This window comes from Arthrobacter sp. D1-17, from assembly GCF_054130535.1.
Genome location: NZ_CP096382.1, coordinates 3,025,477 through 3,050,836, shown reverse-complemented (window position 1 = coordinate 3,050,836; position 25,360 = coordinate 3,025,477). Strand labels below are relative to the sequence as shown.

27 protein-coding genes and 1 riboswitch are annotated in these 25,360 nt (G+C 65.0%); of the genes, 18 read left to right on the top strand and 9 right to left on the bottom strand.

The features are described 5' to 3' along the window. Nucleotides 1–3: 3 nt before the first annotated feature. Together M1E01_RS14170 and M1E01_RS14165 are read right to left on the bottom strand one after the other, a co-directional pair. Nucleotides 4–525 (bottom strand): gamma carbonic anhydrase family protein, encoded by a 522-nt coding sequence (locus tag M1E01_RS14170; RefSeq protein WP_457972202.1) that lies wholly within the window; start codon nucleotides 523–525, stop codon nucleotides 4–6. A 64-nt stretch (nucleotides 526–589) separates the two neighbouring features. Beyond that, nucleotides 590–2,002, bottom strand: a complete 1,413-nt coding sequence (locus M1E01_RS14165) for an aminotransferase-like domain-containing protein (RefSeq protein WP_457972201.1) — start codon at nucleotides 2,000–2,002, stop codon at nucleotides 590–592. Between the two features lie 52 nt (nucleotides 2,003–2,054). On the opposite strand from M1E01_RS14165, the gene M1E01_RS14160 reads away from it, so the two are divergent. Both M1E01_RS14160 and M1E01_RS14155 read left to right on the top strand, forming a co-directional pair. After that, a complete protein-coding gene (locus M1E01_RS14160; RefSeq protein ID WP_457972200.1) occupies nucleotides 2,055–3,017 on the top strand; it encodes a DMT family transporter in 963 nt (320 codons plus the stop codon). Between the two features lie 69 nt (nucleotides 3,018–3,086). Next, nucleotides 3,087–3,719: an FMN-binding negative transcriptional regulator gene (locus M1E01_RS14155; RefSeq protein ID WP_457972199.1), complete on the top strand. Its 633-nt coding sequence runs from the start codon at nucleotides 3,087–3,089 to the stop codon at nucleotides 3,717–3,719. 68 nt (nucleotides 3,720–3,787) lie between these two features. Here M1E01_RS14155 and M1E01_RS14150 read toward each other — a convergent pair whose 3' ends face one another. Both M1E01_RS14150 and purU read right to left on the bottom strand, forming a co-directional pair. After that, nucleotides 3,788–4,147 (bottom strand): class I SAM-dependent methyltransferase, encoded by a 360-nt coding sequence (locus tag M1E01_RS14150; RefSeq protein WP_457972198.1) that lies wholly within the window; start codon nucleotides 4,145–4,147, stop codon nucleotides 3,788–3,790. Between the two features lie 102 nt (nucleotides 4,148–4,249). Then, on the bottom strand, nucleotides 4,250–5,110 hold the full coding sequence (purU, locus tag M1E01_RS14145) for a formyltetrahydrofolate deformylase (RefSeq protein WP_457972197.1): 861 nt from the start codon (nucleotides 5,108–5,110) through the stop codon (nucleotides 4,250–4,252). Nucleotides 5,111–5,152: 42 nt separating this feature from the next. Continuing rightward, a riboswitch (ZMP/ZTP riboswitch) is annotated at nucleotides 5,153–5,239 on the top strand. A 173-nt stretch (nucleotides 5,240–5,412) separates the two neighbouring features. On the opposite strand from purU, the gene glyA reads away from it, so the two are divergent. The 10 genes from glyA (at nucleotide 5,413) to M1E01_RS14095 (ending at nucleotide 14,856) form a co-directional block, all read left to right on the top strand. Further along, a complete protein-coding gene (glyA, locus tag M1E01_RS14140) occupies nucleotides 5,413–6,720 on the top strand; it encodes a serine hydroxymethyltransferase (RefSeq protein WP_457972196.1) in 1,308 nt (435 codons plus the stop codon). Nucleotides 6,721–6,723: 3 nt separating this feature from the next. Continuing rightward, nucleotides 6,724–7,629, top strand: coding sequence for a bifunctional methylenetetrahydrofolate dehydrogenase/methenyltetrahydrofolate cyclohydrolase (locus M1E01_RS14135; RefSeq protein WP_457972195.1), 906 nt, complete (start codon nucleotides 6,724–6,726; stop codon nucleotides 7,627–7,629). A gap of 186 nt (nucleotides 7,630–7,815) precedes the next feature. After that, the gene (locus M1E01_RS14130) at nucleotides 7,816–8,787 is read left to right on the top strand and encodes an ABC transporter ATP-binding protein (RefSeq protein WP_457974979.1); all 972 of its coding nucleotides are present in this window, start codon (nucleotides 7,816–7,818) and stop codon (nucleotides 8,785–8,787) included. Then, nucleotides 8,780–9,685 carry an ABC transporter permease gene (locus M1E01_RS14125; RefSeq protein ID WP_457972194.1) on the top strand — a complete coding sequence of 302 codons (906 nt, stop codon included), beginning with the start codon at nucleotides 8,780–8,782 and terminating at the stop codon, nucleotides 9,683–9,685. The genes M1E01_RS14130 and M1E01_RS14125 overlap by 8 nt, the downstream gene beginning before the upstream one ends. Further along, nucleotides 9,682–10,515 carry an ABC transporter permease gene (locus M1E01_RS14120; RefSeq protein WP_457972193.1) on the top strand — a complete coding sequence of 278 codons (834 nt, stop codon included), beginning with the start codon at nucleotides 9,682–9,684 and terminating at the stop codon, nucleotides 10,513–10,515. The genes M1E01_RS14125 and M1E01_RS14120 overlap by 4 nt, the downstream gene beginning before the upstream one ends. A 108-nt stretch (nucleotides 10,516–10,623) precedes the next feature. Next, nucleotides 10,624–11,187 carry a hypothetical protein gene (locus M1E01_RS14115; RefSeq protein ID WP_457972192.1) on the top strand — a complete coding sequence of 188 codons (564 nt, stop codon included), beginning with the start codon at nucleotides 10,624–10,626 and terminating at the stop codon, nucleotides 11,185–11,187. 10 nt (nucleotides 11,188–11,197) lie between these two features. After that, nucleotides 11,198–12,031: an exodeoxyribonuclease III gene (locus tag M1E01_RS14110; RefSeq protein WP_457972191.1), complete on the top strand. Its 834-nt coding sequence runs from the start codon at nucleotides 11,198–11,200 to the stop codon at nucleotides 12,029–12,031. Nucleotides 12,032–12,166: 135 nt separating this feature from the next. After that, the gene (gene trpS, locus M1E01_RS14105) at nucleotides 12,167–13,153 is read left to right on the top strand and encodes a tryptophan--tRNA ligase (protein WP_457974978.1); all 987 of its coding nucleotides are present in this window, start codon (nucleotides 12,167–12,169) and stop codon (nucleotides 13,151–13,153) included. 4 nt (nucleotides 13,154–13,157) lie between these two features. Further along, nucleotides 13,158–13,754, top strand: coding sequence for a 2'-5' RNA ligase family protein (locus tag M1E01_RS14100; RefSeq protein ID WP_457972190.1), 597 nt, complete (start codon nucleotides 13,158–13,160; stop codon nucleotides 13,752–13,754). A gap of 37 nt (nucleotides 13,755–13,791) precedes the next feature. Further along, nucleotides 13,792–14,856, top strand: coding sequence for a YihY/virulence factor BrkB family protein (locus tag M1E01_RS14095; RefSeq protein WP_457974977.1), 1,065 nt, complete (start codon nucleotides 13,792–13,794; stop codon nucleotides 14,854–14,856). Here the strand turns inward: M1E01_RS14095 and M1E01_RS14090 are convergent. The 5 genes from M1E01_RS14090 to sdhC form a co-directional block, all read right to left on the bottom strand. After that, on the bottom strand, nucleotides 14,813–15,583 hold the full coding sequence (locus tag M1E01_RS14090; protein WP_457972189.1) for an alpha/beta hydrolase family protein: 771 nt from the start codon (nucleotides 15,581–15,583) through the stop codon (nucleotides 14,813–14,815). The two genes, M1E01_RS14095 and M1E01_RS14090, sit on opposite strands and share 44 nt — an antisense overlap. A 133-nt stretch (nucleotides 15,584–15,716) precedes the next feature. Next, nucleotides 15,717–16,499, bottom strand: a complete 783-nt coding sequence (locus M1E01_RS14085; RefSeq protein ID WP_457972188.1) for a succinate dehydrogenase iron-sulfur subunit — start codon at nucleotides 16,497–16,499, stop codon at nucleotides 15,717–15,719. A 2-nt stretch (nucleotides 16,500–16,501) separates the two neighbouring features. Further along, complete coding sequence (gene sdhA / locus M1E01_RS14080; protein WP_457972187.1) at nucleotides 16,502–18,304, bottom strand: succinate dehydrogenase flavoprotein subunit; 1,803 nt, start codon at nucleotides 18,302–18,304, stop codon at nucleotides 16,502–16,504. A 102-nt stretch (nucleotides 18,305–18,406) separates the two neighbouring features. Then, the gene (locus tag M1E01_RS14075) at nucleotides 18,407–18,898 is read right to left on the bottom strand and encodes a succinate dehydrogenase hydrophobic membrane anchor subunit (RefSeq protein WP_457972186.1); all 492 of its coding nucleotides are present in this window, start codon (nucleotides 18,896–18,898) and stop codon (nucleotides 18,407–18,409) included. A gap of 3 nt (nucleotides 18,899–18,901) precedes the next feature. Next, nucleotides 18,902–19,282, bottom strand: a complete 381-nt coding sequence (sdhC, locus tag M1E01_RS14070; RefSeq protein ID WP_400479818.1) for a succinate dehydrogenase, cytochrome b556 subunit — start codon at nucleotides 19,280–19,282, stop codon at nucleotides 18,902–18,904. 258 nt (nucleotides 19,283–19,540) lie between these two features. On the opposite strand from sdhC, the gene M1E01_RS14065 reads away from it, so the two are divergent. The 6 genes from M1E01_RS14065 (at nucleotide 19,541) to M1E01_RS14040 (ending at nucleotide 25,320) form a co-directional block, all read left to right on the top strand. Beyond that, the gene (locus tag M1E01_RS14065) at nucleotides 19,541–20,674 is read left to right on the top strand and encodes a mannose-1-phosphate guanylyltransferase (RefSeq protein WP_457972185.1); all 1,134 of its coding nucleotides are present in this window, start codon (nucleotides 19,541–19,543) and stop codon (nucleotides 20,672–20,674) included. A 60-nt stretch (nucleotides 20,675–20,734) separates the two neighbouring features. Beyond that, nucleotides 20,735–21,934: an amidohydrolase gene (locus M1E01_RS14060; protein ID WP_457972184.1), complete on the top strand. Its 1,200-nt coding sequence runs from the start codon at nucleotides 20,735–20,737 to the stop codon at nucleotides 21,932–21,934. A gap of 114 nt (nucleotides 21,935–22,048) precedes the next feature. Further along, nucleotides 22,049–22,486: a cytidine deaminase gene (locus M1E01_RS14055; protein ID WP_457972183.1), complete on the top strand. Its 438-nt coding sequence runs from the start codon at nucleotides 22,049–22,051 to the stop codon at nucleotides 22,484–22,486. After that, nucleotides 22,483–23,805, top strand: a complete 1,323-nt coding sequence (locus M1E01_RS14050) for a thymidine phosphorylase (RefSeq protein ID WP_457972182.1) — start codon at nucleotides 22,483–22,485, stop codon at nucleotides 23,803–23,805. Before M1E01_RS14055 ends, M1E01_RS14050 begins: the two co-directional genes overlap by 4 nt. 4 nt (nucleotides 23,806–23,809) lie before the next feature. Next, nucleotides 23,810–24,427, top strand: coding sequence for a DedA family protein (locus M1E01_RS14045; protein WP_457974976.1), 618 nt, complete (start codon nucleotides 23,810–23,812; stop codon nucleotides 24,425–24,427). Nucleotides 24,428–24,528: 101 nt separating this feature from the next. Next, nucleotides 24,529–25,320 (top strand): DedA family protein, encoded by a 792-nt coding sequence (locus tag M1E01_RS14040; RefSeq protein WP_457972181.1) that lies wholly within the window; start codon nucleotides 24,529–24,531, stop codon nucleotides 25,318–25,320. Nucleotides 25,321–25,360 lie beyond the last annotated feature (40 nt).

The following is a 25,360-nucleotide window of genomic DNA, read 5'->3' as shown; positions in this document are numbered from 1 at the left end:
CTGTCAGCCTGTGTGCATCTCGCGGTGCGCCTTCGCCAGGTCGCGGTAGTGCGCTGCGTTGCGCTTCACGCCGTCGAACTCCTCATCGGTGAGTTCACGGCGTACCTTGGCCGGGACCCCGGCCACGAGGGAGCGCGGAGGGACCACGGTTCCTTCCAGCACGACGGCGCCGGCGGCCACAAGCGAGCCGGTGCCGATCACTGCGCCGTTCAGGATGGTGGCACTCATGCCGATAAGGCAGTCGTCCTCGACGGTGCAGCCGTGCACCACCGCGCTGTGTCCGACGCTGACCCGGGCCCCGACGCTGCAGGGAAAGCCGGGGTCAGCGTGCAGCACAACATTGTCCTGCAGATTGCTGCCTGCACCGACCGTGATGGCGGCAGTATCAGCCCGCACGGAAACACCGTAGAACGCGCTGGCGTCCTCGGCGAGGGTGGCTTGGCCGATGACGGACGCCGTCGGGGCAACGAAAACCGAGGGGTGGATGTCCGGCGCGTCACCGGCGAAAGGGTAGATGGGAGCCATGCCACCCAGCCTAAAGCACGCTGCACGCACCGAAAGAGCCCCACCCGTGCTCTATGCGGCGGGATTAGCCAATGGTGCGGGAGAGTGCCTCGCCCAGGATACGGGCGCCTTCCGGAAAAGCACCTGGGTTTGGGCCCGCATAATTGAGCCGGATAAATGGTCCGGCCGGTTCGGCAGGAAACCATTCCGTTCCGGCGGCGATGATCACGCCTTCGCTTTCGCATACACGGACGAGCTGTTCGACGTCGGTCCCGTCCGGCAAGCGGGCCCAAAGGTTGAGCCCGCCCTTCGGCACATGCTCGATGTGAGCCTGCGGCGCGCGCTGCAGCAGGCTCGTCAGCAGAAGGTCGCGGCGGGCCCGGAGCTGGTGCCGGAGGCTGCGCAGGTGTGTTTGCCAGCCCGGCTGCGTGACAACGTCAAGCGCGGCGGCCTGGAGAAGGCCGCTGACATACATCGACTCGGCTCCCCGGTCGGCGAGTATTCGCTCACGGGCAGGTCCGCGGGCGATGACGGCGGCAACCCGGATGGCAGGGGAGACGCTCTTAGTCAACGACCGGAGGTATACAACGTGACCCGAATCGTCATGCGCGGCCAGAGGCTGCGGGGTGGTGTCGACGCCGAAATCATGCGCCCAGTCGTCCTCCAGCAGGAACGCGCCGTTCTCCCGCACCACGTTCAGAACCTGTTCCCCGCACCGGGGGTGCCACTGCGCGCCGGTGGGGTTCGCATAGCTTGGCTGGGCATAAAACATCCGTGCCCCCGTCTCCCTGAAGGCCCGGGCCAACTCGTCCGGGTCCGGGCCCTCGGGGCCGCTGGGCACAGGGATCACGCGGACCCCCGCCTGTGCAGCGGCCAGGATGGCTCCCCAGTACGTTGGGGATTCCACGAGCAGCGGCTGTCCGTAGCCGACCAGTGCCTTGAAGATGGAGCTGAGGCCGCTTTGGCTTCCCGGGAGTACAACGGCATCGCTGGCCGTTGGCGGCGTGATGCCTGCCGGAGTAAAGGCGCCGAGTTCGTGGGCGAACCAGGACTGAAGCTCGGGAAGCCCGGCAGCCGGAGGGCGGGACAGTGCCGCCTCGCTCCGGACTGCCCGCGTGAGCGCTGCACGCACCAGCCGCTCCGGGAGGAGCTCGCGGTCCGGATAGCCCGAGTGGAACGCGATGACATCGTTCGGGGTGCTTCGCATTGCCGTGGAGGCGGGTCGAAGGGGCGCCTGCGGAGACCGCAGCGCAGCTGTTTGCCAGCCGTAGTCCGAGGGCCGCGCCGTCCGGACGGCACGCACGAACGTCCCCACGCCAGGCCGGCTCTCGATGACACCCTCCCTGTTCAGGAGGTGCAGTGCCTTCTGAACTGTTACAGGGCTGACCTGGTAATCGGCAACGAGTGAGCGGGTTGACGGCAGCCTCGAGCCCGGCGCGGCTCCGGCGATCCATTCCCTTAGCCGCAAGGCAATCAGCGAGGTGCTATCGTTGTTCATGAGAGACAATAGTAGCGCTATCGTATCTGTCCGGCCAGTGATATCGGATGGTATGTGCATCGGACCCGCAGTCACCGGGCCTGAAGTCGCCGGACCAGCAGCCACCGGGCATGCACGCGTCGGGTTGGGGTGGGGCCTGCTTGGTGTCACCGCCTTCTCGCTGACTGTTCCGCTCACGCGCCTGGCGGTGGAGGGATTGCCGCCCATGTTCATCGGTTCAGGGCGGGCAGTGGTGGCGGCCGTCCTGGCCGCAGCGGCGCTCCTTCTGACGCGGCAAAGCTTTCCCCGCGGCGGCCAGTGGATGCGGCTGGCCGTGGTCGGCGGAGGGATTGTAATCGGTTTCCCGCTGCTGACTTCCTTTGCGCTCACGGCCGCCCCCGCCAGCCACGCAGCAGTTGTGATCGCCCTGCTGCCCGCCGCGACTGCCACGATGGCGGCTCTCCGAGGCCGGGAGCGTCCGCAATGGCTCTTCTGGGCTGCGACAGCCGCAGGGGCCCTGGCTGCCATCGTTTTCGCCTTCCTGCAGTCCGGCGGCCCCGGCCGGGTGCACTGGACGGACCTGCTGTTGTTCGGTGCCGTGCTGGCTGCAGCCGTGGGCTACGCCGAAGGGGGACTGCTGGCCCGCGAGCTCGGCGCCTGGCAGACCATATCCTGGGCCCTGGTTCTCGCTTCGCCCCTGATGCTTGTTCTCATGGCCTTCGCCGTGTCCCAGCAGCAGCCGGGCACGTCCGTGCAGTCGGCGACGCCGGTGCAGTGGGCCGCCTTTGCCTACCTTGGTGTCGTCAGCATGTTCCTGGGCTTTTTCGCCTGGTACCACGGACTTGCGATTGGGCCCATGGCTCAGGTCAGCCAGGTCCAACTAGCCCAGCCGGTGATGAGCATCTGCTGGGCGGCGCTCCTGCTCGGCGAACACCTGACCTGGGTCACCATCCTTGGCGGGCTGGCAGTCATCGCCTGCGCCGGCATTGCCGTCCTTGTCCGGCTCCACCGGCCACCTGCCAACTGGCGCACCTGAATCAGCAGCCGAACAGCCGGCCGCAGGAACCCGCAAATCCCAGCCCAAGCCCCTAGACGAAAGAGCCTCATGTACACCCCAGCACATTTCGCAGCCAGCCCCGACGCAATCAACGGCCTCCTCGCAAGGCCCGCTGCCGCCAACTTGATCACCGCCACGGCGCAGGGCATCCTCGCCACTATGCTGCCCCTCATCTACGAACCGTCCATCGGCGACCACGGGGCGCTGCACGGGCACCTCGCACGAAACAACCCGCAGTGGTCCGCACCTGCACTCGGTGAGTCGATGGCGATTCTGCAGGGCGCCGACGCCTATATCTCACCGTCGTGGTACGCCTCGAAGTCAGAGCATGGACGGGTGGTGCCCACCTGGAATTACTCCACGGCCCATGTGTACGGGAACCTCGTTATCCACGACGACGCGGCCTGGCTCAGCAACCACGTCAGGCGGCTGACCGACCTCCACGAGGCCGGCACCGATCGTCCATGGTCAGTGGACGATGCCCCGGAGCGGTTCATTTCGGGGCAGCTGCGCGCCATCGTCGGTGTCGAACTGATCATCAGCAGGATCGAGGGAAAGACAAAGCTCAGCCAAAACCGGCCAGACGCGGACGTCAGCGGTGTCGTTGCCGGGCTGCAGTCGGTTGGGCAATCGGAGATCGCGGAGGAGGTGGAGCGGGCACGGCGGGAGCGGCGCGTTTAACGGGCTTCGCGCGCAGCCCGGCCGCATGTGCCGGAACAGCCGCGCAGAATTGCGCGGCTGTTCGGCAGCTAGGGAAGGACGACGGCGATCGGCGCGCCAGGTTCGGCCACGCGCTCAAGCTCCCGGACGACGTCATCCGCCTGGTCCGCAGTGAGGCCCGTCAGGGACTCCACCGCCCAAACAGCGGGGAAGGTGTTGTCCGCGAAGGGCAGGCGGTCCGGTTGCGCAACCGATACGCTCAGCCGGCGGGCGACTGCGTAGCGGACGTTCCCGTCGAAGGGGTCCACGCCGGTGTAGTGGATCCCGGCCTGAACAAACCGGATGCCGTCATCCCCCGGGCCGCAGCACACGTTCAGGACTGAGTGCCGTCTCTGGGTTTTGAGCAGGGCGATGAAAGGTTCCAGTGCGGTGTCTGTCAGCAGAGCCATCGTATTAACCAGTCTCAGTTAAAACACCCGCCGCTGGGAACCTCAAGCCGGAGGCCTCTTGATCGGACACCACTCGTCAAGCGCTGGCGGCAGTCGAAAACGTCAGTTGAAGACAACCGTCCGGTTGCCGTCCAGAAGTACCCGGTGCTCGGCATGCCACTGCACGGCCTGGGCCAGCGTGCGTGCCTCCACGTCCCGACCCATCTGCACGAACTGCTCGGGGGTGCGGGCATGGTCCACGCGGATCACTTCCTGTTCGATGATGGGACCTTCGTCCAGTGCAGCAGTGACGTAGTGCGCCGTGGCACCGATCAGTTTCACGCCGCGGGCATGTGCCTGGTGGTAGGGTTTGGCGCCCTTGAAGGACGGCAGGAAGGAGTGGTGGATGTTAATGGCCTTGCCGGTCAGTTCCTCGCACAGCTCATCCGAGATGATCTGCATGTAGCGGGCCAGGACCGTCAGCTCAATGCGTTCCTCGGCGATGATCTGCCGCAGCTTGTCCTCGGCCTCCGCTTTCGTCTCAGGAGTCACCGGGATGTAGTGGAACGGGATGCCGTAAAACCCTGCGAGCCCGGCCAGGTCGTTGTGGTTTGACACAATTGCCGGAATCTCGATCGGCAGCGTGCCCGAGCGCTGCAGGAACAGCAGGTCGTTGAGGCAGTGCGCGGACTTGCTCGCCATGAGCAGTGTCCGGACCTTCTGGCCCGCCGGGTTGAGGCTCCACTGCATGCCGAAGGCCTCCGCCACGGGTTCCAAGGCGGCGTGGACTTCATTGCGCGGTGCGGCGGTCGTGGCCTCGACCCGCATGAAAAAAGTTCCCGTGGCCTCGCTGCCGTACTGCTGGGAGTCAGTAATATTGCAGCCCGCCACGAGCAGGGCGCCGGCCACGGCGTGGACGATCCCCGGGCGGTCCGGGCAAGACAGAGTTACTACGTATGCTTTGGCGGGGTGGTCTTCAATCACGAAGAACAGCCTACCCGCGCGGCGGCGCCGCTTTTGATAATGTGGTGGCGTCGCAACTGGCGTTTGGGTGGCTAACCACCAGGGAGCGGCATTCACGAAGACCACGGATCGTACGCCTGGGCCGAGGGTCATGTTGTGCCGGTAGTGCTGCGCTTTCCCGAAGAGCAGCCGCCTTGTGCGTTGCGGCGCCCTGAATAGATCTGCGGCCCGGAGTCTTCCGGATCGTGGTCATCAAGGGGCGGAGCCGCGCCCATGCCGGTAGCCTGACCTTAGCAGTGCCCATCCCTAGCCAGGAGATCCTCGTGACTACTTCACCGACTTCCCTCAGCACTTCATCCGACGTCAGCAACCAGCCGCTTGCCGAACTCGACCCCGAGATCGCTGCGGTACTGGACCAGGAGCTCGGCCGCCAGCGCGGCACCCTGGAGATGATCGCTTCGGAAAACTTCGCACCGCGTGCAGTAATGGAAGCCCAAGGCTCCGTCCTGACCAACAAGTACGCCGAGGGCTACCCGGGCCGCCGTTACTACGGTGGCTGCGAATACGTTGACGTCGCAGAGCAACTGGCCATCGACCGGGTGAAGGACCTGTTCGGCGCCGAATACGCCAACGTCCAGCCGCACTCCGGCGCGCAGGCCAACGCCGCAGCCCTCTCGGCCATGATCACCCCCGGCGACAAGATCCTGGGCCTTTCCCTGGCACACGGCGGACACCTGACCCACGGCATGAAGCTGAACTTCTCCGGCAAGCTCTACAAAGTGGCCGCCTACCAGGTTGAGCAGGACACCTTCCGGGTGGACATGGACAAGCTGCGCGAGCAGGCCATCGCCGAGAAGCCGCAGGTCATCATCGCCGGCTGGTCCGCCTACCCCCGCCACCTCGACTTTGCGGCATTCCGCTCCATCGCCGATGAAGTCGGCGCGCTGCTCTGGACCGACATGGCCCACTTCGCAGGCCTCGTGGCTGCAGGACTGCACCCGAGTCCCGTGCCGCACTCCGACGTCGTCACCTCCACCGTGCACAAGACCCTCGCCGGTCCCCGCTCCGGTGTGATCCTGGCCAAGCAGGAGTGGGCCAAGAAGCTCAACTCCAACGTCTTCCCGGGCCAGCAGGGCGGGCCGCTGATGCACGTCATCGCCGCCAAGGCCGTGGCCTTCAAAATCGCCGGCACCGCCGAGTTCAAGGAGCGCCAGGAGCGCGTCCTGGAGGGCGCGAAGATTATCGCCGACCGCCTGAACCAGGCCGACGTCGCCGAGGCCGGCGTCTCGGTCCTGACCGGCGGCACCGATGTGCACCTGGTCCTGGTTGATCTTCGCAACTCGCAGCTGGACGGCCAGCAGGCCGAGGACCTCCTGCACTCGGTGGGCATCACCGTCAACCGCAACGCTGTGCCGTTCGACCCCCGCCCGCCGATGGTCACCTCCGGCCTGCGCATCGGCACCCCTGCGCTGGCCACCCGTGGCTTCGGCGCCAAGGAATTCACCGAGGTTGCAGACATCATCGCCACCGCGCTTAAGGCCGGCTCGGCCACCGACGTGGAGGCCCTGCAGGCCCGCGTGGACAAGCTTGCCGCCGACTTCCCGCTGTACCCCCAGCACGAGCAGTGGTAATCCATGGCATCTGCTGAAACGGCTAAAACCGCACAAGTCCTTGACGGCAAGGCGGCAGCCGCCGCCATCAAGGCCGAACTGACCGAACGCGTGGCCGCGCTCAAGGCCAAAGGCGTCACACCGGGACTGGGCACCATCCTCGTCGGTTCCGACCCTGGCAGCACATGGTACGTGGGCGGCAAGCACAAGGACTGCGCGGAGGTGGGCATCACGTCCATCCGCCGCGACCTGCCCGAGGACATCAGCCAGGATGACCTTCTGGACGTGGTCCGCGAGCTGAACGAGAACCCGGATTGCACCGGCTACATTGTCCAGCTGCCACTGCCCAAGCACATCGACCAGGACACCATCCTGGAGGCGATGGATCCGGACAAGGACGCCGACGGCCTGCACCCGATGAACCTGGGCCGGCTCGTTGCCAACATCAGCGGACCCATGAAGTCCCCGCTGCCATGCACGCCTAAGGGGTGCGTGGAACTGCTTGCCCGCCACGGCATCGACCTCAAGGGCAAGCGCGTCCTCGTGGTGGGTCGGGGCGTCACCATCGGCCGTCCGGTGGGGCTGCTGCTCACCCGCAAGGACGTCAACGCCACCGTGGTCCTGGCCCACACCGGCACCGTTGACCTGCCCGCCGAACTCCGGCAGGCCGACGTCGTCATTGCTGCGGCCGGTGTGCCGCACCTGGTAAAGGCGGAGGACCTGAAGCCGGGCGCAATAGTGCTCGACGTCGGTGTGTCCCGCGTGGACGACGGCTCCGGCAAGTCGGTGATTACCGGAGACGTGCACCCCGACGTCTCCGACGTCGCGGCCTGGCTGTCCCCGAATCCGGGCGGCGTGGGTCCGATGACCCGTGCCATGCTGCTGTCCAACGTGGTGGAGAGCGCCGAGCGCCAGGCCGGCATCAGCTGACCGCTGCTTGAACTGAACCGCTGCCCGAACTGGCGGGCAGCAACGCGGGGCCACTCATAGTGGCCCCGCGTTGCTGCGTTTTTGAGACGCTGGTTTTGAGATGTGGCTATTCCTTTGCTCCGCGGTGAGGGCTAGCGTGATGGGGTGCCCGAACTCCACTCTTCCGAAGAAACGTCCCGAAAGCCCGTGTCCGGGGAAGAAGCCGGCTTCGCGGAAGATCACGCGCCAGCCCCGGCCCAGTACGTGATCGCAGCGGAGAACCTAACCAAGACCTATGGCGACGTCACCGCCGTCGACGGCATTTCCTTCAGAGTTCCCGCGGGGGAGGCGTTCGGGCTGCTGGGGCCCAACGGCGCCGGCAAGTCCACCACGATGAAAATGATCGGCGGCGTGTCCCAGCGCACCTCGGGCAGCCTGACCATCATGGGCCTGGACCCGGAGCAGCACGGGCCGGAGGTCCGGGCGCACCTTGGCGTGGTGCCGCAGCAGGACAACCTGGACGAGGAGCTCAAGGTCCGGGACAACCTGCTGGTGTACGGGCGCTACTTCGGCCTGCCAATGAGCTATCTCCGGCCCAAGGCTGACGAGCTGCTCGAGTTTGCACAGCTGACGGACAAGGCCAAGTCGAAGGTGGATGCCCTGTCCGGCGGCATGAAGCGCCGCCTTACCATCGCGCGCTCGCTCATCAACGAGCCCCGCATCCTCCTGCTGGACGAACCCACCACAGGCCTTGACCCGCAGGCGCGGCACATCCTGTGGGACCGGCTGTTCCGGCTCAAGGAACAGGGCGTCACGCTGATCCTGACCACCCACTACATGGACGAGGCAGAGCAGCTGTGTGACCGGCTCATTGTGGTGGACAAGGGGCGGATCATGGCGGAAGGGTCGCCCGCCAGCCTGATCAGGAACTACTGCACAAGGGAAGTCCTCGAACTGCGCTTCGGGTCGGAACGGAACGCCAGCGTCGGCGCGGAACTGGAAGGCATCGGCGAAAGGCTGGAGACGCTGCCGGACCGCGTGTTGATCTACACGCAGGACGGCGAGGCGGCCCTTGAGGAAGTCTCCGCCCGCGGCCTGCGCCCGCTCACGTCGCTGGTGCGCCGGTCCTCGCTGGAGGACGTCTTCCTCCGGCTAACGGGCAGGAGCCTCGTTGACTGAGCCGCTGCCCGCGAAGGGCACCCTTTCACCTGACGTTCCAGAACGGCCGACGGCGCGGCCTCCTTTGCGTGCCCATTCGCCGGAGGTTTCTGCCGCGAGGGCGCGGCGGTGGGGCGCCTTCTATTTCGCCGAGCATGTCCTGCGTGTGATGAAGGGTTATGGCTGGTCGATTTTCCTCTACAGCGTGGGGCAGCCCGCGGCCTACCTGTTTGCCATGGGCATCGGTCTGGCCACGCTTGTGGAGGGGAACGCTGCGGACGCCAACGGTGCGACAGTGTTCGGCGGGGTCAGCTACCTGGCCTTCATTGCGCCTGCCCTGCTGATTTCCGCCGCCGTCATGACAGCGGCCAACGAATTTACGTACCCGGTGATGGACGGCTTCAAGTGGCGGCGGGTCTACTACGGGCCGCATGCCTCACCGCTGACCCCGGAACAAATCGCGGCGGGCCAGATCATCGCCGTAACGGTGCGCTTCTTCCTGCAGTCCGCGATCTATTTCGCCATCGTCACGCTGTTCGGCGCTTCGCCCAGCGGCTGGGGCTGGGTCTCCATCCTCGTGGCCACGCTGGCAGGTCTGTCCTTCGGGCTGCCACTGATGGCCTATGCAGCGACCATCAAGGATGACAAAGGGCAGTTCGCCATGGTGATGCGCTTTATTGTGATGCCGCTCTTTCTGTTTTCCGGCACCTTCTTTCCGCTGGACACACTGCCGCTGCTGGTCCGGTGGGTCGGCTGGATATCGCCCATCTGGCATGGCACGGAACTCGGCCGGGTCCTCAGCTACGGCCATGAGGAACCGCCCGTCCTGACCATCATTCACATCGTCTTCCTGGCGGGCCTGGCGTGGTTTGGCTGGGCGGTCACGAAGCGGCAATTCGCCCGGAGGCTGGGGCAATGAGCGTCCTGACGCAGGGCCACAGCGTGACGGAGGAGGCCCGGAACCGGCGCTTTGGCCCCCTGTACTCCCGCAACGCGAGGGCTGTCATTGGGCGGGGCCTGATGGCCACGAAGAGCAGCAACTGGCTGGTCATGCTGTCCGGGTTCTTCGAGCCGGTGCTGTTCCTGCTGTCGATGGGCATCGGCATGGGGGCCGTGGTGGGTTCCGTCACAGGGCCAGGCGGGCAGGAAATCAGCTATGCCGCTTACATTGCGCCTGCCCTCCTTGCTGTCTCGGCCATGAACGGTGCTGTCTACGACTCCACCTGGAACGTCTTCTTCAAGATGAACTTCGCCAAGTTGTACCAGGGCATGCTCTGCACTTCCCTGGGTCCGCTCGACGTGGCGATGGGGGAGATCTTCCTGGCCCTCCTGCGCGGCCTTTTGTACGCCACGGGCTTCACCGCCGTGATGGGCCTGATGGGTCTCATCACCACGCCCTGGGCGCTGCTGATGATCCCTGCGTCGGTACTGATCGCCTTCGGCTTCGCCAGCTTCGGCATGGGCCTGACGAGCTTCATGAAGACCTTCCAGCAGATGGACTGGATCAACTTCATCATGCTGCCGATGTTCCTGTTCAGCGCCACGTTCTACCCCCTCAGCGTCTACCCGCAGATGATCCAGTGGCTCATCCAGGCCATGCCGCTGTGGCACGGCGTGGAGTTGCTGCGCCAGATCAGCGCCGGGACGTTCACCCCGGCCGCGGCCATCCACGTCGGCTACTACCTGGTGATGATCGTGCTCGGACTAATGCTGACCACCAGCAGGCTCCGGAGCCTGTTCCTGAAGTAGCTGCACTGCTGTGGACGGGCATACCTGGGGCTGGCCGGAGTGTGCCCGGGGCGTTCGCCGCCGGTGGAAGCGTTCAGGGGCACCCGTTGGATTTGAGACAATAGCTGCATGCAATCTCTGGGCAGCCCAAAATTTTCCTCCAACCCGGCTCGGGGCGGATTCTCCATGTTCCGCATCAGCGGACCGGGGTTTCTGGTCCTGATTACCGCCTTCCTGGTCGCCGTCATCTTCGCGGCCAACCAGAACGACGTGGTCGGCTGGGTGGTCGCTGTCATCGCACTCTTCTGGCTCCTGCTGGCATCGTTCGTGGTCTTCAGCATCCAGAAGGCGGCCAAGAAGGCAGGAGCGAAGCTGAACGAAGCGCAGAACGCCTTCAACGCCGCAGCCGGCCGTGCACCGGGGCGCGGCTCAGCGGACCACGGCGGAACACGGCTGGTGCGCGAACGCGGTGAAGCCGAGGAAATCCGCGACATGAAGCTGGACCACTCCTTCAAGATCGTCCAGGTGCAGGTCCGTGTGGTGGAGCAGGAACGGGCCAAGGGAGCCGCCGCGGACCAGGACACGATCCGCCGTGCCCTCGAAACCATCGAAATAACCGCCACCAACGCCAGGGACATGATTAAGTCCTCGGGCGGTCCCGGTGAACCCGTAACCGGAACCATCATCGACTAGAGTGGAGCGGGTGAGCTCGGCATTGAAGAAGGACCACCTTCGCATCGCAACAGTCAACGTCAACGGCCTTCGGGCTGCCTACAAAAAGGGCATGGCTGAGTGGCTGGCGGACCGCGAAGTGGACATTCTCACCCTGCAGGAAGTCCGCGCCCCCGACGCCATTGTCCGCAAACTTCTGGGCGATGGCTGGCATATCCTGCACGCAGAGGCGGAAGCCAAGGGCCGCGCCGGCGTCGCCATCGCCTCCCGGGAGGAGCCGCTGGTAACCCGCGGGCACATCGGAGACGACTACTTCGCCACAGCCGGCCGCTGGGTGGAGGCGGACTTCCGGATCCGCGACGCCGAGGGCAATGCCTCCCAGCTGACAGTTGTAAGCGCCTATGTCCACTCAGGGGACGTCGGGACTCCCAAGCAGGTGGACAAGTACCGCTTCTTGGACCTCATGACCGCGCGGCTCCCAGAGCTGGCAAAGCACAGTGACCACGCCCTGGTCACCGGCGATCTGAACGTGGGCCACACCGAGCTGGACATTAAGAACTGGAAAGGCAACGTCAAGCGTGCCGGCTTCCTGCCCGAGGAGCGAGCGTACTTCGACCGCTTCTTCGGCGAGGACATCGGCTGGAAGGATGTTCACAGGAGCCTGGCGGGTAACGTCAACGGCCCCTACACCTGGTGGTCCCAGCGTGGCCAGGCCTTTGACAATGACTCTGGCTGGCGCATCGATTACCACATGGCCACCCCCGGACTCGCCGCAGCTGCCGTTTCGGCAGTCGTGGACCGGGCGCCCTCGTGGGACACACGTTTCTCTGACCATGCACCGCTGGTAGTGGACTACCGGCTCTAGTCTTAAGGCCTCCGACGAATGACCTCCACCCCCATCGTGACCGACGGCTCTGCTGCCGGACAGCCCGCCGCCACCCTCCAGCCGGACGGCAAGAGCGGTCAGGACGCCGGGATCCGCCACCGCATCCTGTCGGGCATGCAGCCCTCCGCCGACTCCCTGCACCTGGGGAACTACCTCGGCGCCCTCGTGAACTGGGTCCGCATGCAGGACGAATACGATGCCGTGTTCTTCATCCCCGATCTGCACGCCATTACGGTTCCGCAGGATCCCGCCGAACTGGCCCACCGCACCCGCGTCACAGCCGCTCAGTACATTGCCGGCGGAGTGGACGTGGACAAGTGCACTCTGTTCGTCCAGTCCCAGGTCCCCGAACACGCGCAACTGGCCTGGGTCCTGAACTGCATTACGGGGTTCGGCGAAGCCTCCCGCATGACGCAGTTCAAGGACAAGGCGCTAAGGCAAGGCTCGGACCAGGCCAGCGTCGGCCTGTTCACCTACCCCATCCTGCAGGCCGCGGATATCCTGCTGTACCAGCCGCACGGCGTGCCCGTGGGTGAGGACCAGCGCCAGCACGTGGAACTCAGCCGCGACCTCGCCACCCGGTTCAACACCCGCTTCGGCCAGACGTTCACAGTACCCAAGCCCTTCATTCAGAAGGAATCGGCGAAGATCTACGATCTGCAGCAGCCCACGGTCAAGATGTCCAAGTCCGCCGAATCGCCTGCCGGCCTGATTAACCTGCTCGACGAGCCCAAGATTATCGCCAAGCGGATCAAGTCCGCGGTGACCGACGCCGAGACCGAGATCCGCTTCGACCGCGATACGAAGCCGGGCGTTTCCAACCTGCTGACCATCTACTCCGTCATCACCGGCCAGACGGTGGAGCAGCTTGTCGCAGCCTACGAAGGAAAGATGTACGGCCACCTCAAAGTGGACTTGGCTGACGTGGTGACAGAGCGCCTGACGCCGATCCGCAACCGCGCCAACGAGCTGCTCGGCGACCCGGCGGAGCTTGACCGGCTGCTGGCCCACGGCGCCGACAAGGCACGTGAGATCGCCTCGGCCACTCTCGCCGACGTTTACGCCAAGGTCGGCTTCCTGCCATACGCGGGAGCCCGCTAAGACGATGCCCGTCAAAAGGAGAGACGGCGAAGGAATGAGCCTCGGGGTAATCCTGGGCTTCCCGCCCGGCATCGCCGAGGAACTGCAACGCTGGCGTGCCTCTTTCGGGGATCCCATGGCCACGGTCATTCCGGCGCACATCACGCTCGTCACCACCACTCCCACGAACGACTGGGAGGCCGCACGGGACCACGTCCGTGAAGTGGCGCGCACCCAGGCGCCCTTCATGGTGACCATTGCCGGCACCGGTTCCTTCCGGCCCGTATCCCCGGTGGTCTTCATCAACGTGGAGGACGGGTTCGAGGAGTGCGTGGAACTGCATGAGAAACTGCAGACCGGACCGTTGGCCCGTGAGCTCCCTTTTGCCTACCACCCCCACGTGACGATCGCCCACGACGTCGCCCCGGAAAGCCTCGATGAGGCCGAAATGGTCCTGAAAGACTACAGAGCAACTTTCCCCGTGGTTAGCATGGGACTTTACGAGCACGATGCTGACGGCATTTGGCAGCTACGGGAAGAGCTTGACTTTGGTACCGAACCTGACAACGAGCGGGAGCAGCTCCGAGCAGCCGAAGCTGGCGGGGCAGCCACTTCCCACTGAACGTGCCCGCCTGAAGCTGGAGGTCATCCGCAAGAAAGTGGAGTGGGGCAAGGCCCGCAGATCCGGCAAGGGCACGGTGCCCCAGCTCGTGGCCATGTTTCAGTGGCTGCTCGCGCGGCTGAACGCCTTCCGGCCCGTGCGCGCCTTTCAGTACTACAACCTTCAGCGCGGACCGTTGCTTGGCGCCGGTATCGGCTTCAACATGTTCTTTTCCATCACGGGCCTGCTTACTACCGGTTTCTCCGTTGCCGGGCTGCTGCTTCGCGGCCAACCAGCGCTCCTGGACAGAATCGTCAGCAGTGTGTCGGCGGCGGCCCCGGGACTGTTGAAAACCGGGGGCCGGGAAGGACTGGTGGCCCCCGAGGAGCTGCTGAACCCGGACGGGCTCGGCTGGACGGCAGTTATCGCCGCCGCAGTGACTGTCGTGACGTCTCTCCGCTGGATAGGCGGGATGCGCGGTGGTCTTCGCATAGTGCATCGATTGCCTCCAGTGAAGCTGAACCCCGTCGTCCTCAAGCTCAAGGACACGGGAGTCCTCCTGCTGCTTGGCGTAGCGCTTGTGCTGAGCGCAGGGGCGTCGCTGGTTTTCGGGACGGCAGCAGGCTGGGTGACCGTACAACTCCGGCTCGATCCGCTGCTCTCGTGGCCCTTGACCACGTCCATCAAAATCGGTGTGCCGCTGGTGCTGGGCTGGGTTACTGCCCTCATAATGTTTCGGTTCGCAGGGGGACTCAAACTGTCCCGCCGGGCGCTGCTGGAGGGGACCATCCTCGCGGCACTGGGGACAACGGTCCTCCAGATCTTCAGCACGGAATTGCTGGCAAGCGCCGGACGCAATCCCATCCTGGCCCCGTTCGCCATCATCATAGGGCTGCTCATCTGGTTCAACCTGGTCAGCCAGGTCTACCTCGTGGCCGCCGCTTGGTCGGCGATCCGCGAGGAGGACCTTAAGGCTGCTCCGGCAGCGAAGACAACCGGCTGGGGACCACGCCAGGTGCAGCCCGGCAAGACCCCCGTGGAACGGAACCACGTCGCCGATCATCCGCGGCCGGTGGGTGTCACTGCCCGGCGTCGAGGTACTGATCGGCCCACGCCGCGATAATCTTTGCCGCTCGCGCTGCCTGGCCCTTTCCGGTCAGCAGGTGGTCGCTGCCCTCGAGCGAAACGAAGCTGCGCGGATGACGCGCGGTCTGGAAAATGGTGCTGGCGTTCTCGATGCCCACTGTGTTGTCTGTGGGGGAGTGCAGCACCAGCAGGGGCCTGTGCAGCCGCTTGATGCAGTCGGTGAGGTCGGCGTTCTCCAGGTCTTCGACAAAGTGCCGCCGGATCTCCACGCGCTTGCCGCCGAGGTCGACCTCCGCGCTGCCCTCGCTCAGGATTTTGTCCAGGGCGGCGTCAAAGACATGCGCCACATGCTTCGGTGAGAAGGGGGCTGCCACGGTGGCCACGGCGTCGAGCTCGGGAATCTCGGACGCTGCAGCAAGCACGGCGGCGCCGCCGAAGGAATGTCCCACCAGCAGGGAGACGGCCCGGCCCTCCGCACGCATGTACTCGGCGGCGCGAACGGTGTCCGCCACCTTGTGGCTGAAGGACCCTTCCGACCACTCACCTGCCGAGCCGCCAAGGCCCACGTTGTCGAACCGGAGCATGCCGATGCCGTGGTCCGCCAGGGCCTTGCACATGCGGGATGCGGCAGGACTGTCCTTGCCCAGCGTGAACCCGTGGGAGAAGACGCCCCAGCCCTTCACCGTCCCTTCCGGCGTGTCGAGGATGCCGGAGAGCAGCTCACCGGTGGAACCTTTGAAGGTGACCTTTTCGGAGCGGGACACGGCGTTGCCTTTCCTCTGGGACGGTTTGCTGGACATACGACGACGGCGCCGCTCACCGTACATTCCCGTACGTGGTGAGTGACGCCGTCGGCCGTTACATCTGTTGCCTGTTACGTCCGCTGCTAAGCGGGCGTTAGATCTTGCGGGACAGGATGGCCTGCTTGACTTCAGCAATGGCCTGGGTGACCTGGATGCCGCGGGGGCAGGCTTCCGAGCAGTTGAAGGTGGTGCGGCAGCGCCACACACCTTCCTTGTCGTTCAGAATCTCCAGGCGCATGTCGCCGGCATCATCGCGGGAGTCGAAGATGAAACGGTGCGCATTAACGATCGCTGCCGGGCCGAAGTACTGGCCGTCGGTCCAGAACACGGGGCAGGACGAGGTGCACGCCGCGCACAGGATGCACTTGGTGGTGTCGTCGAAGCGCTCCCGGTCCTCGGCGGACTGCAGGCGTTCCTTGGTGGGCTCGTGGCCCTTGTTGATCAGGAAGGGCATGACTTCGCGGAACGACTGGAAGAAAGGTTCCATGTCCACGATCAGGTCCTTCTCCACCGGCAGGCCCTTGATGGGTTCAACCGTGATGGGCTTGGACGTGTCCAGGTCCTTCAGCAGCGTCTTGCAGGCAAGGCGGTTGCGGCCGTTGATGCGCATCGCATCGGAGCCGCAGACGCCGTGGGCGCAGGACCGGCGGAAGGAGACGCTGCCGTCCACTTCCCACTTGATCTTGTGCAGGGCGTCCAGCACGCGGTCCGTGCCGTACATGGTCAGCTTGAAGTCGTCCCAGCGGGCGTCCTCGGAAACCTCAGGGTTGTAGCGGCGGACGCGCAGGGTGATGTCGAAGGTGGGGATTTCCCCGCCGCCGCCGACACCTGCGGGCAGTTCGATCTTGGAGGCTGGCTCAGCAAGTTCAGCGGACATTTTTAGTACTTCCTCACCATCGGCTCGTAGCGCGTAAACACGACCGGCTTTGTACCAAGCCGAATCCCGGCAATTGCCTCCTCCACGGAACCGTCAGCCGGTGCGTGGTCTTCTTTGTACGCCATGGAGTGCTTCATGAATTTTTCGTCGTCCCGTTCCGGGAAGTCCTCGCGGAAGTGCCCGCCGCGGGACTCCTCGCGGTGCAGGGCGGCCACGGTCATGACCTTCGCGAGTTCCAGCAGGAAGCCGAGTTCCACGGCCTCCAGCAGGTCAAGGTTGAAGCGCTTGCCCTTGTCCTGCACGCTGATGTTCCGGTAGCGCTCCTCAAAGGAAGCAATGTCCGTCAGCACCTGGTTGAGCGTGTCGGCCGTCCGGAACACCTGCATGTTGGCATCCATGGTGTCCTGGAGTTCCTTGCGGATCACGGACACCTTCTCGGTGCCGGTGCCGTTGCGGGCAATGTCCAGCAGCTCAACCGTGTAGGCTTCCGGGTTCTCCGGGAGTTCCACGTAGTTTGCCGTCCTGGCATACTCGGCCGCGGCGATGCCGGCGCGCTTACCGAAGACGTTGATGTCCAGCAGGGAGTTGGTGCCCAGGCGGTTGGAGCCGTGGACCGAGACGCAAGCCACTTCACCGGCGGCGTACAGGCCCGGCACCACGGTGTCGTTGTCCTGCAGGACCTCAGTGTTGATGTTCGTGGGAATGCCGCCCATGGCGTAGTGCGCCGTCGGGAACACCGGAACGGGCTCCGTGTAGGGCTCCACGCCGAGGTAGGTGCGTGCGAACTCGGTGATGTCCGGCAGCTTGGCGTCGATGTGGGCCGGCTCAAGGTGCGTCAGGTCAAGGAGCACGTAGTCCTTGTTCGGGCCGCAGCCGCGGCCTTCCCGTACTTCGTTGGCCATGGAGCGGGCCACGATGTCACGGGGAGCGAGGTCCTTGATGGTCGGGGCGTAGCGCTCCATGAAGCGCTCACCCTCGGAGTTACGCAGGATGGCGCCCTCACCGCGGGCGGCTTCGGACAGCAGAATGCCCAGGCCGGCAAGGCCGGTCGGGTGGAACTGGAAGAACTCCATGTCCTCCAGCGGAATGCCACGGCGGAAGGCGATGCCCATGCCGTCACCCGTGAGGGTGTGGGCGTTGGACGTGGTCTTGAAGACCTTGCCGGCGCCGCCGGAGGCGAACACCACGGACTTTGCCTGGAAAACGTGCAGCTCGCCGGACGCGAGGTCGTAGGAGACGACGCCTGCGACGCGCTTCTGCTTGTACGGGGTGCCGTCCTCGCGCACTGCGTCTTCTTCAACTGTGAGCAGATCCAGGACGTAGTACTCGTTGTAGAACTCAACGTTGTGCTTGACGCAGTTTTGGTACAGCGTCTGCAGGATCATGTGGCCCGTGCGGTCGGCGGCGTAGCACGCCCGGCGGACGGGAGCCTTGCCGTGGTCGCGGGTGTGGCCACCGAAGCGGCGCTGGTCAATCCTGCCCTCGGGGGTGCGGTTGAACGGCAGACCCATCTTCTCAAGGTCCAGCACGGCGTCAATGGCCTCCTTGGCCATGACTTCCGCGGCATCCTGGTCAACCAGGTAGTCGCCGCCCTTGATGGTGTCGAAGGTGTGCCATTCCCAGTTGTCTTCTTCGACATTGGCCAGGGCTGCACACATGCCGCCCTGGGCTGCACCCGTGTGGGAGCGGGTGGGGTAGAGCTTGGTCAGTACTGCTGTTCGCGCACGCTGACCGGATTCGATCGCGGCGCGCATCCCGGCGCCACCGGCACCGACGATGACGACGTCGTACTTATGGACCTGCATACCAGACGCTCTTTCTCTCAAAATTCGCAATAAAACAACGGGCGGGCTGAGGCCTGCTCCGCAAACAGAAGACCGCCGGACGGGGCGGGCAGCCGCTGTACGCTACGCGGGGCAGAAGCCGCCGGGGAGCTGGACGCCGTCGACGACGGGGCACGGGTTGAAGGTGAAGATCACCAAGGTGCCAAGGATGATGATGACGGCGGTGGCGGCGTAGAGGACCATCTTGAGCCAAAAGCGGGTGGAGTCCTTCTCGGCGTAGTCGTTGATGATGGTGCGGACACCGTTCGTGCCGTGCAGCATGGCCAGCCACAGCATGGCGAGGTCCCAGAACTGCCAGAACGGGTCGGCCCACTTGCCGGCAACGAAACCGAAGTCGATGGCGTGGATGCCCTCGCCCACCAGCAGGTTGACGAAGAGGTGGCCGAAGATCAGGACTACCAGCACCACGCCGGAGAGACGCATGAACAGCCATGCGGCCATTTCGAAGTTTCCGCGGGAGCTGCCTCCGCGGCGGTACTTCGGAGCGATGAGGCCGGCTTGCGGCTTGCCGCTGATCTGGCCACTGCGCGGGGGCTGGATCTCAGTTGCAGACATGGCTTAGTGACCTCCGAGTGCAAGGGAAAGGTGGCGGATGGAGAAGGCCACCATGGTGACGATCCAGAGACCGAGCACGACCCAGAGCATCTGGCGCTGGTACTTGGCACCCTTCTTCCAGAAGTCGACGGCGATGATCCGCAGGCCGTTGAAGGCGTGGAAGACGATCGCCGCGACCAGGCCCGTTTCACCCAGGGCCATCAGCGGGTTCTTGTAGGCACCGATCACCGCGGTGTAGGCCTCCGGCGACACTCTCACAAGGGAGGTGTCCAGCACGTGGACCAACAAGAAGAAAAAGATCACAACACCGGTAATGCGGTGTCCAACCCAGGACCACATGCCTTCACGGCCGCGGTACAAGGTGCCAGCTGGTTTCGTCGGCACTGAATAAACCTCCCTGCAACACAGCGGCGCTGGCACGGGATCCATGCGGGGGGAACGCCTGCTGTGAGAGCACTCGTAGCTCAGGCCTAAATCTAGGCTTCGCTCACAGCTTATTCAATTCAGGCCTTCCTTAGCGGCCGCAGTACTGTACGGTTTTGCGCCTTTTTTGAGACAAACGCCACATTTTGGTTGCCGATGAGTCGGGTCCCCTTCCGCTTCAGCAGGGCCCTTGAGGCTTGTCAGCTAAAGTAGGCCGTGATGAGTAAAGACAAAGTGACAAGCCAGGATTCACCTCTCAGCCGTTTTATTGCTGTGATTCCTGCGGGCGGCGTGGGGACCCGCCTCTGGCCTCTGTCACGCGCAGCAGCTCCCAAGTTCCTTCACGACCTCACGGGTTCGGGAAGCACGCTTCTGCGTGCAACCTATGACCGGCTGGAGCCCCTCGCGGGCAACCGGGTCCTCGTTGTCACCGGAAACGCACACCGCGAGGCCGTGTGCCGCCAGCTGCCGGAGGTCCAGGACGGCGACCTCGTGCTGGAAAGCGAGCCGAAGGACTCAGGCGCTGCCATCGGCCTCGCCGCCGCTATCCTGCACCAGCGGGATCCTGACACCATCATGGGCTCGTTCGCGGCAGACCACGTGATCAGCCCCGATGACCTTTTCCAGCAGACGGTGCGGGAAGCCATCTACACCGCGGCCGCCGGCAAGATCGTCACCATCGGCATCAAGCCGACGCACCCGTCCACCGGGTTCGGCTACATCCGCTCCGGCGCCTCCCTGCACATTCCGGGCGCGCCCAACTCCCAGGCCGTCGTCGAGTTCGTGGAGAAGCCGGACGAGGACGTTGCGCAGCAGTACGTGGACAGCGGCGATTACGTCTGGAACGCCGGCATGTTCGTGGCGCCGGTGTCCCTGATGCTCAAGCACCTGGAAGCGAACCAGCCGGAGCTGTTCACCGGCCTGCAGGAAATCGCCGAAGCCTGGGACACTCCGCGCCGTGATGAAGTCACCGCCCGTATCTGGCCCACCCTGCCCAAGATCGCCATCGACTATGCGGTGGCAGAGCCCGCAGCGGCAGCCGGGGACGTCGCCGTCGTGCCTGGTTCCTTCCGGTGGGACGACGTCGGGGACTTTGCCTCCGTGGGACGCCTCAACAGTGCCAAGGAAGTGGACGAGGTTACTGTCCTTGGCGAGGGCGCGCGCGTCTTTACCGAAAAAGCCAGCGGCGTGGTGGTTTCGGATACCAAGCGCGTTATTGCGCTGATCGGGATTAAGGACGTGGTGATCGTGGATACGCCCGATGCGCTGCTCGTCACCACCAAGCAGCATTCGCAGCGGGTGAAGCAGGCCGTGGACGCCCTGAAGGCCAGCGGTGACACCGACGTCCTCTAGGAAACCGTAATGCGGCGACTGCGATGCCATGATTCATCGGCGGCTCGCTAGAGTTGTGATGTGCGCAATTACACTACTGAAGCCGAGCCGACCGTGGCGGTAGGGCCGTGGCTCGAACCGCTGCTGCCGGAACTGATCGAATTCCGCAGGGACCTCCATGCGCACCCTGAACTGTCCTTCAAGGAATTCCGCACCACGGACAAGCTCGTGGAGCGACTGGAAGAGGCGGGGCTGGAGCCGCGCCGGCTTGAAGGCACAGGCCTTACCGTGGACATCGGCGAAGGCCCCATTGCCACCGCTCTGCGCGGTGATATCGACGCCCTGCCGATCATCGAGGAAACCGGCCTGCCGTTCGCTTCGAAGAACCACGGCGTGACCCACGCCTGCGGCCACGACATCCATACCACTACCATGCTGGGGATCGCGCTGGTCCTGCACCGCATGCATCTGGAAACACCCTTGGGCGGGAGCGTCCGCATAATTTTCCAGCCTGCAGAGGAGACCATGCCAGGCGGTGCCCACGCGTGCATCGAGCAGGGGGTCCTCGAAGGTGTGCCGCGCATCCTGGCGCTGCACTGCGATCCGCGCATCAACGTCGGCAAGATCGGTACGCGCATCGGGGCCATCACCTCAGCCTCGGACACCATCAAGATCGAATTGAGCGGCCGCGGCGGCCACACCTCCCGCCCGCATCTCACTGAGGACCTGGTATTCGCCCTCGCCCAGATCGCGGTGAACGTTCCGGCCGTGCTGTCCCGCCGGGTGGACGTCCGCAGCGGCGTCTCCGTGGTGTGGGGCCACATCAACGCCGGGTCGGCGCCGAACGCGATCCCGGGTACGGGCTACATGGCCGGCACCATGCGCTGCCTGGACCGCGACGCCTGGCACAGCGCCGGTGAACTGCTCGACGAAGTGGTGCAGCAGGTGGCCGCGCCCTACGGCGTGGACGTGCACCTGGAGCACACCCGCGGTGTGCCGCCTGTGGTCAACTCGGAGCACGAGACGGCCCTGATCGAGGCTGCGGCCCGCGCCGAGATCGGCGAAGGCGCCGTGGTGCTGACCCCGCAGTCCATGGGCGGGGAAGACTTCGCCTGGTTCCTCGCGGAGCTGCCGGGCGCCATGATGCGCCTCGGGACCCGGACCCCCGGTGGAGAAGACTACGACCTGCACCGCGGCGACTACATTGTTGACGAGCGCGCCCTGGGCTACGGCATCCAGGTTCTCACTGCCGCAGCCTTGCGAACCATTCGCGACCTCTAACTCCTTTTGCCCCATGCTGCCCTATCTCGTGACCGTCCTCGCAGTGGCCGGGCTCGTCGGCAGGTCGCGCCCGCCGGCCGCCAGCGGCATCCGATACGTTAAGGGCTGACGGGTATGAACGACGCTTCGCCGCGCCCGCCCGCCGAAGCCGGCCAGTCCGACGTCGACTGGCCGGCCCTGCAGGCCGCCGCCGTCGACGCCATGCAGAAGGCGTATGTGCGCTATTCAAAGTTCCCGGTCGGTGCAGCTGCCCTCACCTCGGACGGACGGATTGTCAGCGGCTGCAACGTCGAAAACGCCAGTTACGGGCTCACGCTGTGTGCTGAATGCACGCTCGTGGGCAACCTCCATATGACCGGCGGCGGTCTCCTGCGCGCCTTTTATTGCGTCGACGGCGGAGGGAACGTCCTGATGCCCTGCGGGCGCTGCCGCCAGTTACTGTATGAATTCCGGGCTCCAGGGATGGAGCTCATGACCACACAGGGAATCATGACCATGGACCAGGTGCTCCCTGATGCATTTGGCCCCGAACACCTGAAGGAAGCCCCGTGAAACTCGTTTCAACTGAAACGGAAGCGTTCGACGCCGTCGACATCATCCGCATCAAGCGTGACAGGGGTGTCCTGAGCCCCGAACAGATCGACTGGACCATCGATGCCTACACGCGCGGAGTGATCGCGGATGAGCAGATGGCCGCCCTGAACATGGCCATCCTGCTCAACGGCATGGACCGGGCAGAAATCTCACGCTGGACGGCTGCGATGATCGCCTCGGGGGAACGGATGGACTTCTCCAGCCTCAAGCGTCCCGACGGTGGAGTGAAGGCGACGAGCGACAAGCACTCCACCGGGGGTGTCGGGGATAAGGTCACCCTCCCGCTGGCGCCGCTGGTGGCCGTGTTCGGGGTGGCCGTGCCGCAGCTTTCCGGCCGAGGCCTCGGGCACACGGGCGGCACGCTGGACAAGCTGGAATCCATTCCGGGCTGGCGTGCCGTCTTAAGCAACGAGGAAATCCTCGCGCAGCTCCAGGACGTCGGTGCCGTGATCTGCGCCGCCGGTGCCGGCCTGGCCCCTGCGGACAAGAAGCTCTACGCGCTCCGGGACGTCACAGGCACCGTGGAGGCCATTCCACTGATCGCCTCCTCGATCATGAGCAAGAAGATCGCGGAAGGCACCGGCTCGCTCGTGCTGGACGTCAAGGTGGGCAGCGGGGCCTTCATGAAGGATGAGGCCCGCGCACGGGAACTCGCCGAGACAATGGTGGCCTTGGGGAAGGACGCGGGAGTGAACACCGTGGCCCTGCTCAGCAACATGGACACGCCCTTGGGGCTGACCGCGGGAAACGCCATCGAGGTGGAGGAGTCCGTCGAGGTGCTCGCGGGCGGCGGCCCGGAAGACGTCGTCGAACTGACTGTCAGGCTGGCGGAGGAGATGCTCGCCTGTGCAGGGGTTGAGGACGCCGACCCGCGGGCGGCGCTCAAGGACGGCCGCGCTATGGACGTCTGGAACGGGATGATTGCGGCGCAGGGCGGTGATCCGCGGGCAAAGCTGCCGGTGGCGAAGGAATCCGAAACCATCTATGCCCCGGCAGACGGCGTCCTCGTGGAACTGGATGCCCTCGCCGTCGGGGTGGCTGCCTGGCGGCTGGGAGCGGGCCGGGCCCGCAAAGAGGATCCGGTCCAGGCAGGGGCGGGCGTCCGCCTGCACGCCAAGCCCGGCGCCACCGTGCGCGCAGGGGAGCCGCTGATGACCCTGCTTACCGACACTCCCGAGAAGTTCGCCCGCGCCAAAGAGGCGCTCGAAAACGCTGTTACCGTTGCTCCGGATGGATCGCGGCCTGCGCAGCAGCTCATCATTGACCGCATTGCCTGACGCCGTGCAGGCCATCAACGACTTTATTCTTGCAGCGGCCGGCCAACCGTGGGTCCTGTTCATCGTCTTGGCCTGCTGTTTCATTGACGGTTTCTTTCCGCCGATTCCCAGTGAATCGGTGGTGGTGGGACTGGCAGCCGTCGCGGCGACTGCGGATGTCCCCAACCCGTGGCTTCTTGCCGCCATCGCGGCGCTCGGCGCCTTCACGGGAGACAACACCGCCTATCTCATTGGCCGGGGCGTGGGAACGCAACGTTGGCGATGGATGCGGGGGCCGCGGATGCAGCGCGCATTCCGCTGGGCCGGGCGTGAGCTTCGAAAGCGCCCGGCGTCCCTGATCCTTGTGGCGCGGTTCGTTCCGATCGGCAGGGTGGCCGTCAACCTCACAGCGGGAGCCACGCACTTTCCCCACACCCGCTTCGTGGCGCTGACCGTGCTGTCAGCAACGCTCTGGGCTGGCTACTCGGTGGCCATCGGGCTGTTTTTTGGCCAGTGGTTCGAAGAGAACCACCTGCTGGGAGCCGCCGTCGCCATCGTCTGCGCGATCACGCTGGGCATCATCGTGGACCTCGTCATCAGCAAGCTGCGTGGCGGGTTCCCCGGGCCCCTGGTGGACGACTGATTTTTGCCGGACAGGCGTAGCGGACTGTGCTCCGCGCATGGGACACTGAAAAGCGTTTAGCGTCATCGACTTTTTTCTCATTGCCGAGGAGCAACACCCGCGTGGAGTTTATTAATGAGGCCGTGCTCCATGCAGCGGGTCAGTGGTGGATTTATCCGATTTTGCTTTTGTTCTTCTTCGTGGACGGCTTTGCAATGGTCGTGCCCAGCGAGACGCTCATCGTCGCCCTGGCCGCCTTCTCCCGGCACAGCGGCGAGCCCAATCTCTGGATCCTGGGACTGACCGCACTTACGGGTGCGATTGCCGGCGACAACATGGCGTACCTCCTGGGCCGGAAGATCGGCCTTGAGCGCTGGAAGTGGATGCGGCGGCCGAAGGTCCAGAAGGCTTTTGGCTGGGCCCGCTACGAGCTGGAGAAGCGCGGCGCCGTGCTCATTTTCACGGCGCGATACATTCCCTGGGGCCGTGTGGCCGTGAACTATGTGGCTGGAACCACGGGCTTTCCGCACCGCCGGTTTTTCCTGTTGGATGCCTTCGCCTGCATCACGTGGGTGGGGTATTCCGTGGGTATTGGAATCCTGGCGAGCTCCTTCCCCTGGCTGCACCACAACCCGCTGCTCGGGGCGGGCATTGCCGTGGTCTTTGCCATCATCCTGGGAATCTTCATTGACCACGTGTTGCGGTGGTGGCATAAGCGGCTCGGGCGCAATGACGTACTCAATGACGTACTCCCGGGTCCCGGACCGGCGCCGGAGGAGGCGGGCCTTGCGGAGCCGGAACCGGACGGGACTCCGGCAGCAAGGCCGGACCGCAAAGCTGAAGGGCACGACGGCGGGCGGCTGGGCCGTTCGCTGCCGCTTTCGGTGACTGCCGACGCCGAGCCGGGGCGCTGAAACCCACGGCGGCGGGCCGTTGGCGTTGCACGCGGTCCAA

Bases quoted from the DNA above. Each gene is read 5' to 3' on its own strand.
- M1E01_RS14170 (WP_457972202.1), bottom strand. From the start codon at position 525: ATGGCTCCCATCTACCCTTTCGCCGGTGACGCGCCGGACATCCACCCC.
- M1E01_RS14165 (WP_457972201.1), bottom strand. From the start codon at position 2,002: ATGAACAACGATAGCACCTCGCTGATTGCCTTGCGGCTAAGGGAATGG.
- M1E01_RS14160 (WP_457972200.1), top strand. From the start codon at position 2,055: ATGTGCATCGGACCCGCAGTCACCGGGCCTGAAGTCGCCGGACCAGCA.
- M1E01_RS14155 (WP_457972199.1), top strand. From the start codon at position 3,087: ATGTACACCCCAGCACATTTCGCAGCCAGCCCCGACGCAATCAACGGC.
- M1E01_RS14150 (WP_457972198.1), bottom strand. From the start codon at position 4,147: ATGGCTCTGCTGACAGACACCGCACTGGAACCTTTCATCGCCCTGCTC.
- M1E01_RS14135 (WP_457972195.1), top strand. From the start codon at position 6,724: ATGGCATCTGCTGAAACGGCTAAAACCGCACAAGTCCTTGACGGCAAG.
- M1E01_RS14120 (WP_457972193.1), top strand. From the start codon at position 9,682: ATGAGCGTCCTGACGCAGGGCCACAGCGTGACGGAGGAGGCCCGGAAC.
- M1E01_RS14115 (WP_457972192.1), top strand. From the start codon at position 10,624: ATGCAATCTCTGGGCAGCCCAAAATTTTCCTCCAACCCGGCTCGGGGC.
- trpS (WP_457974978.1), top strand. From the start codon at position 12,167: ATGCAGCCCTCCGCCGACTCCCTGCACCTGGGGAACTACCTCGGCGCC.
- M1E01_RS14100 (WP_457972190.1), top strand. From the start codon at position 13,158: ATGCCCGTCAAAAGGAGAGACGGCGAAGGAATGAGCCTCGGGGTAATC.
- M1E01_RS14085 (WP_457972188.1), bottom strand. From the start codon at position 16,499: ATGTCCGCTGAACTTGCTGAGCCAGCCTCCAAGATCGAACTGCCCGCA.
- sdhA (WP_457972187.1), bottom strand. From the start codon at position 18,304: ATGCAGGTCCATAAGTACGACGTCGTCATCGTCGGTGCCGGTGGCGCC.
- M1E01_RS14075 (WP_457972186.1), bottom strand. From the start codon at position 18,898: ATGTCTGCAACTGAGATCCAGCCCCCGCGCAGTGGCCAGATCAGCGGC.
- M1E01_RS14065 (WP_457972185.1), top strand. From the start codon at position 19,541: ATGAGTAAAGACAAAGTGACAAGCCAGGATTCACCTCTCAGCCGTTTT.
- M1E01_RS14055 (WP_457972183.1), top strand. From the start codon at position 22,049: ATGAACGACGCTTCGCCGCGCCCGCCCGCCGAAGCCGGCCAGTCCGAC.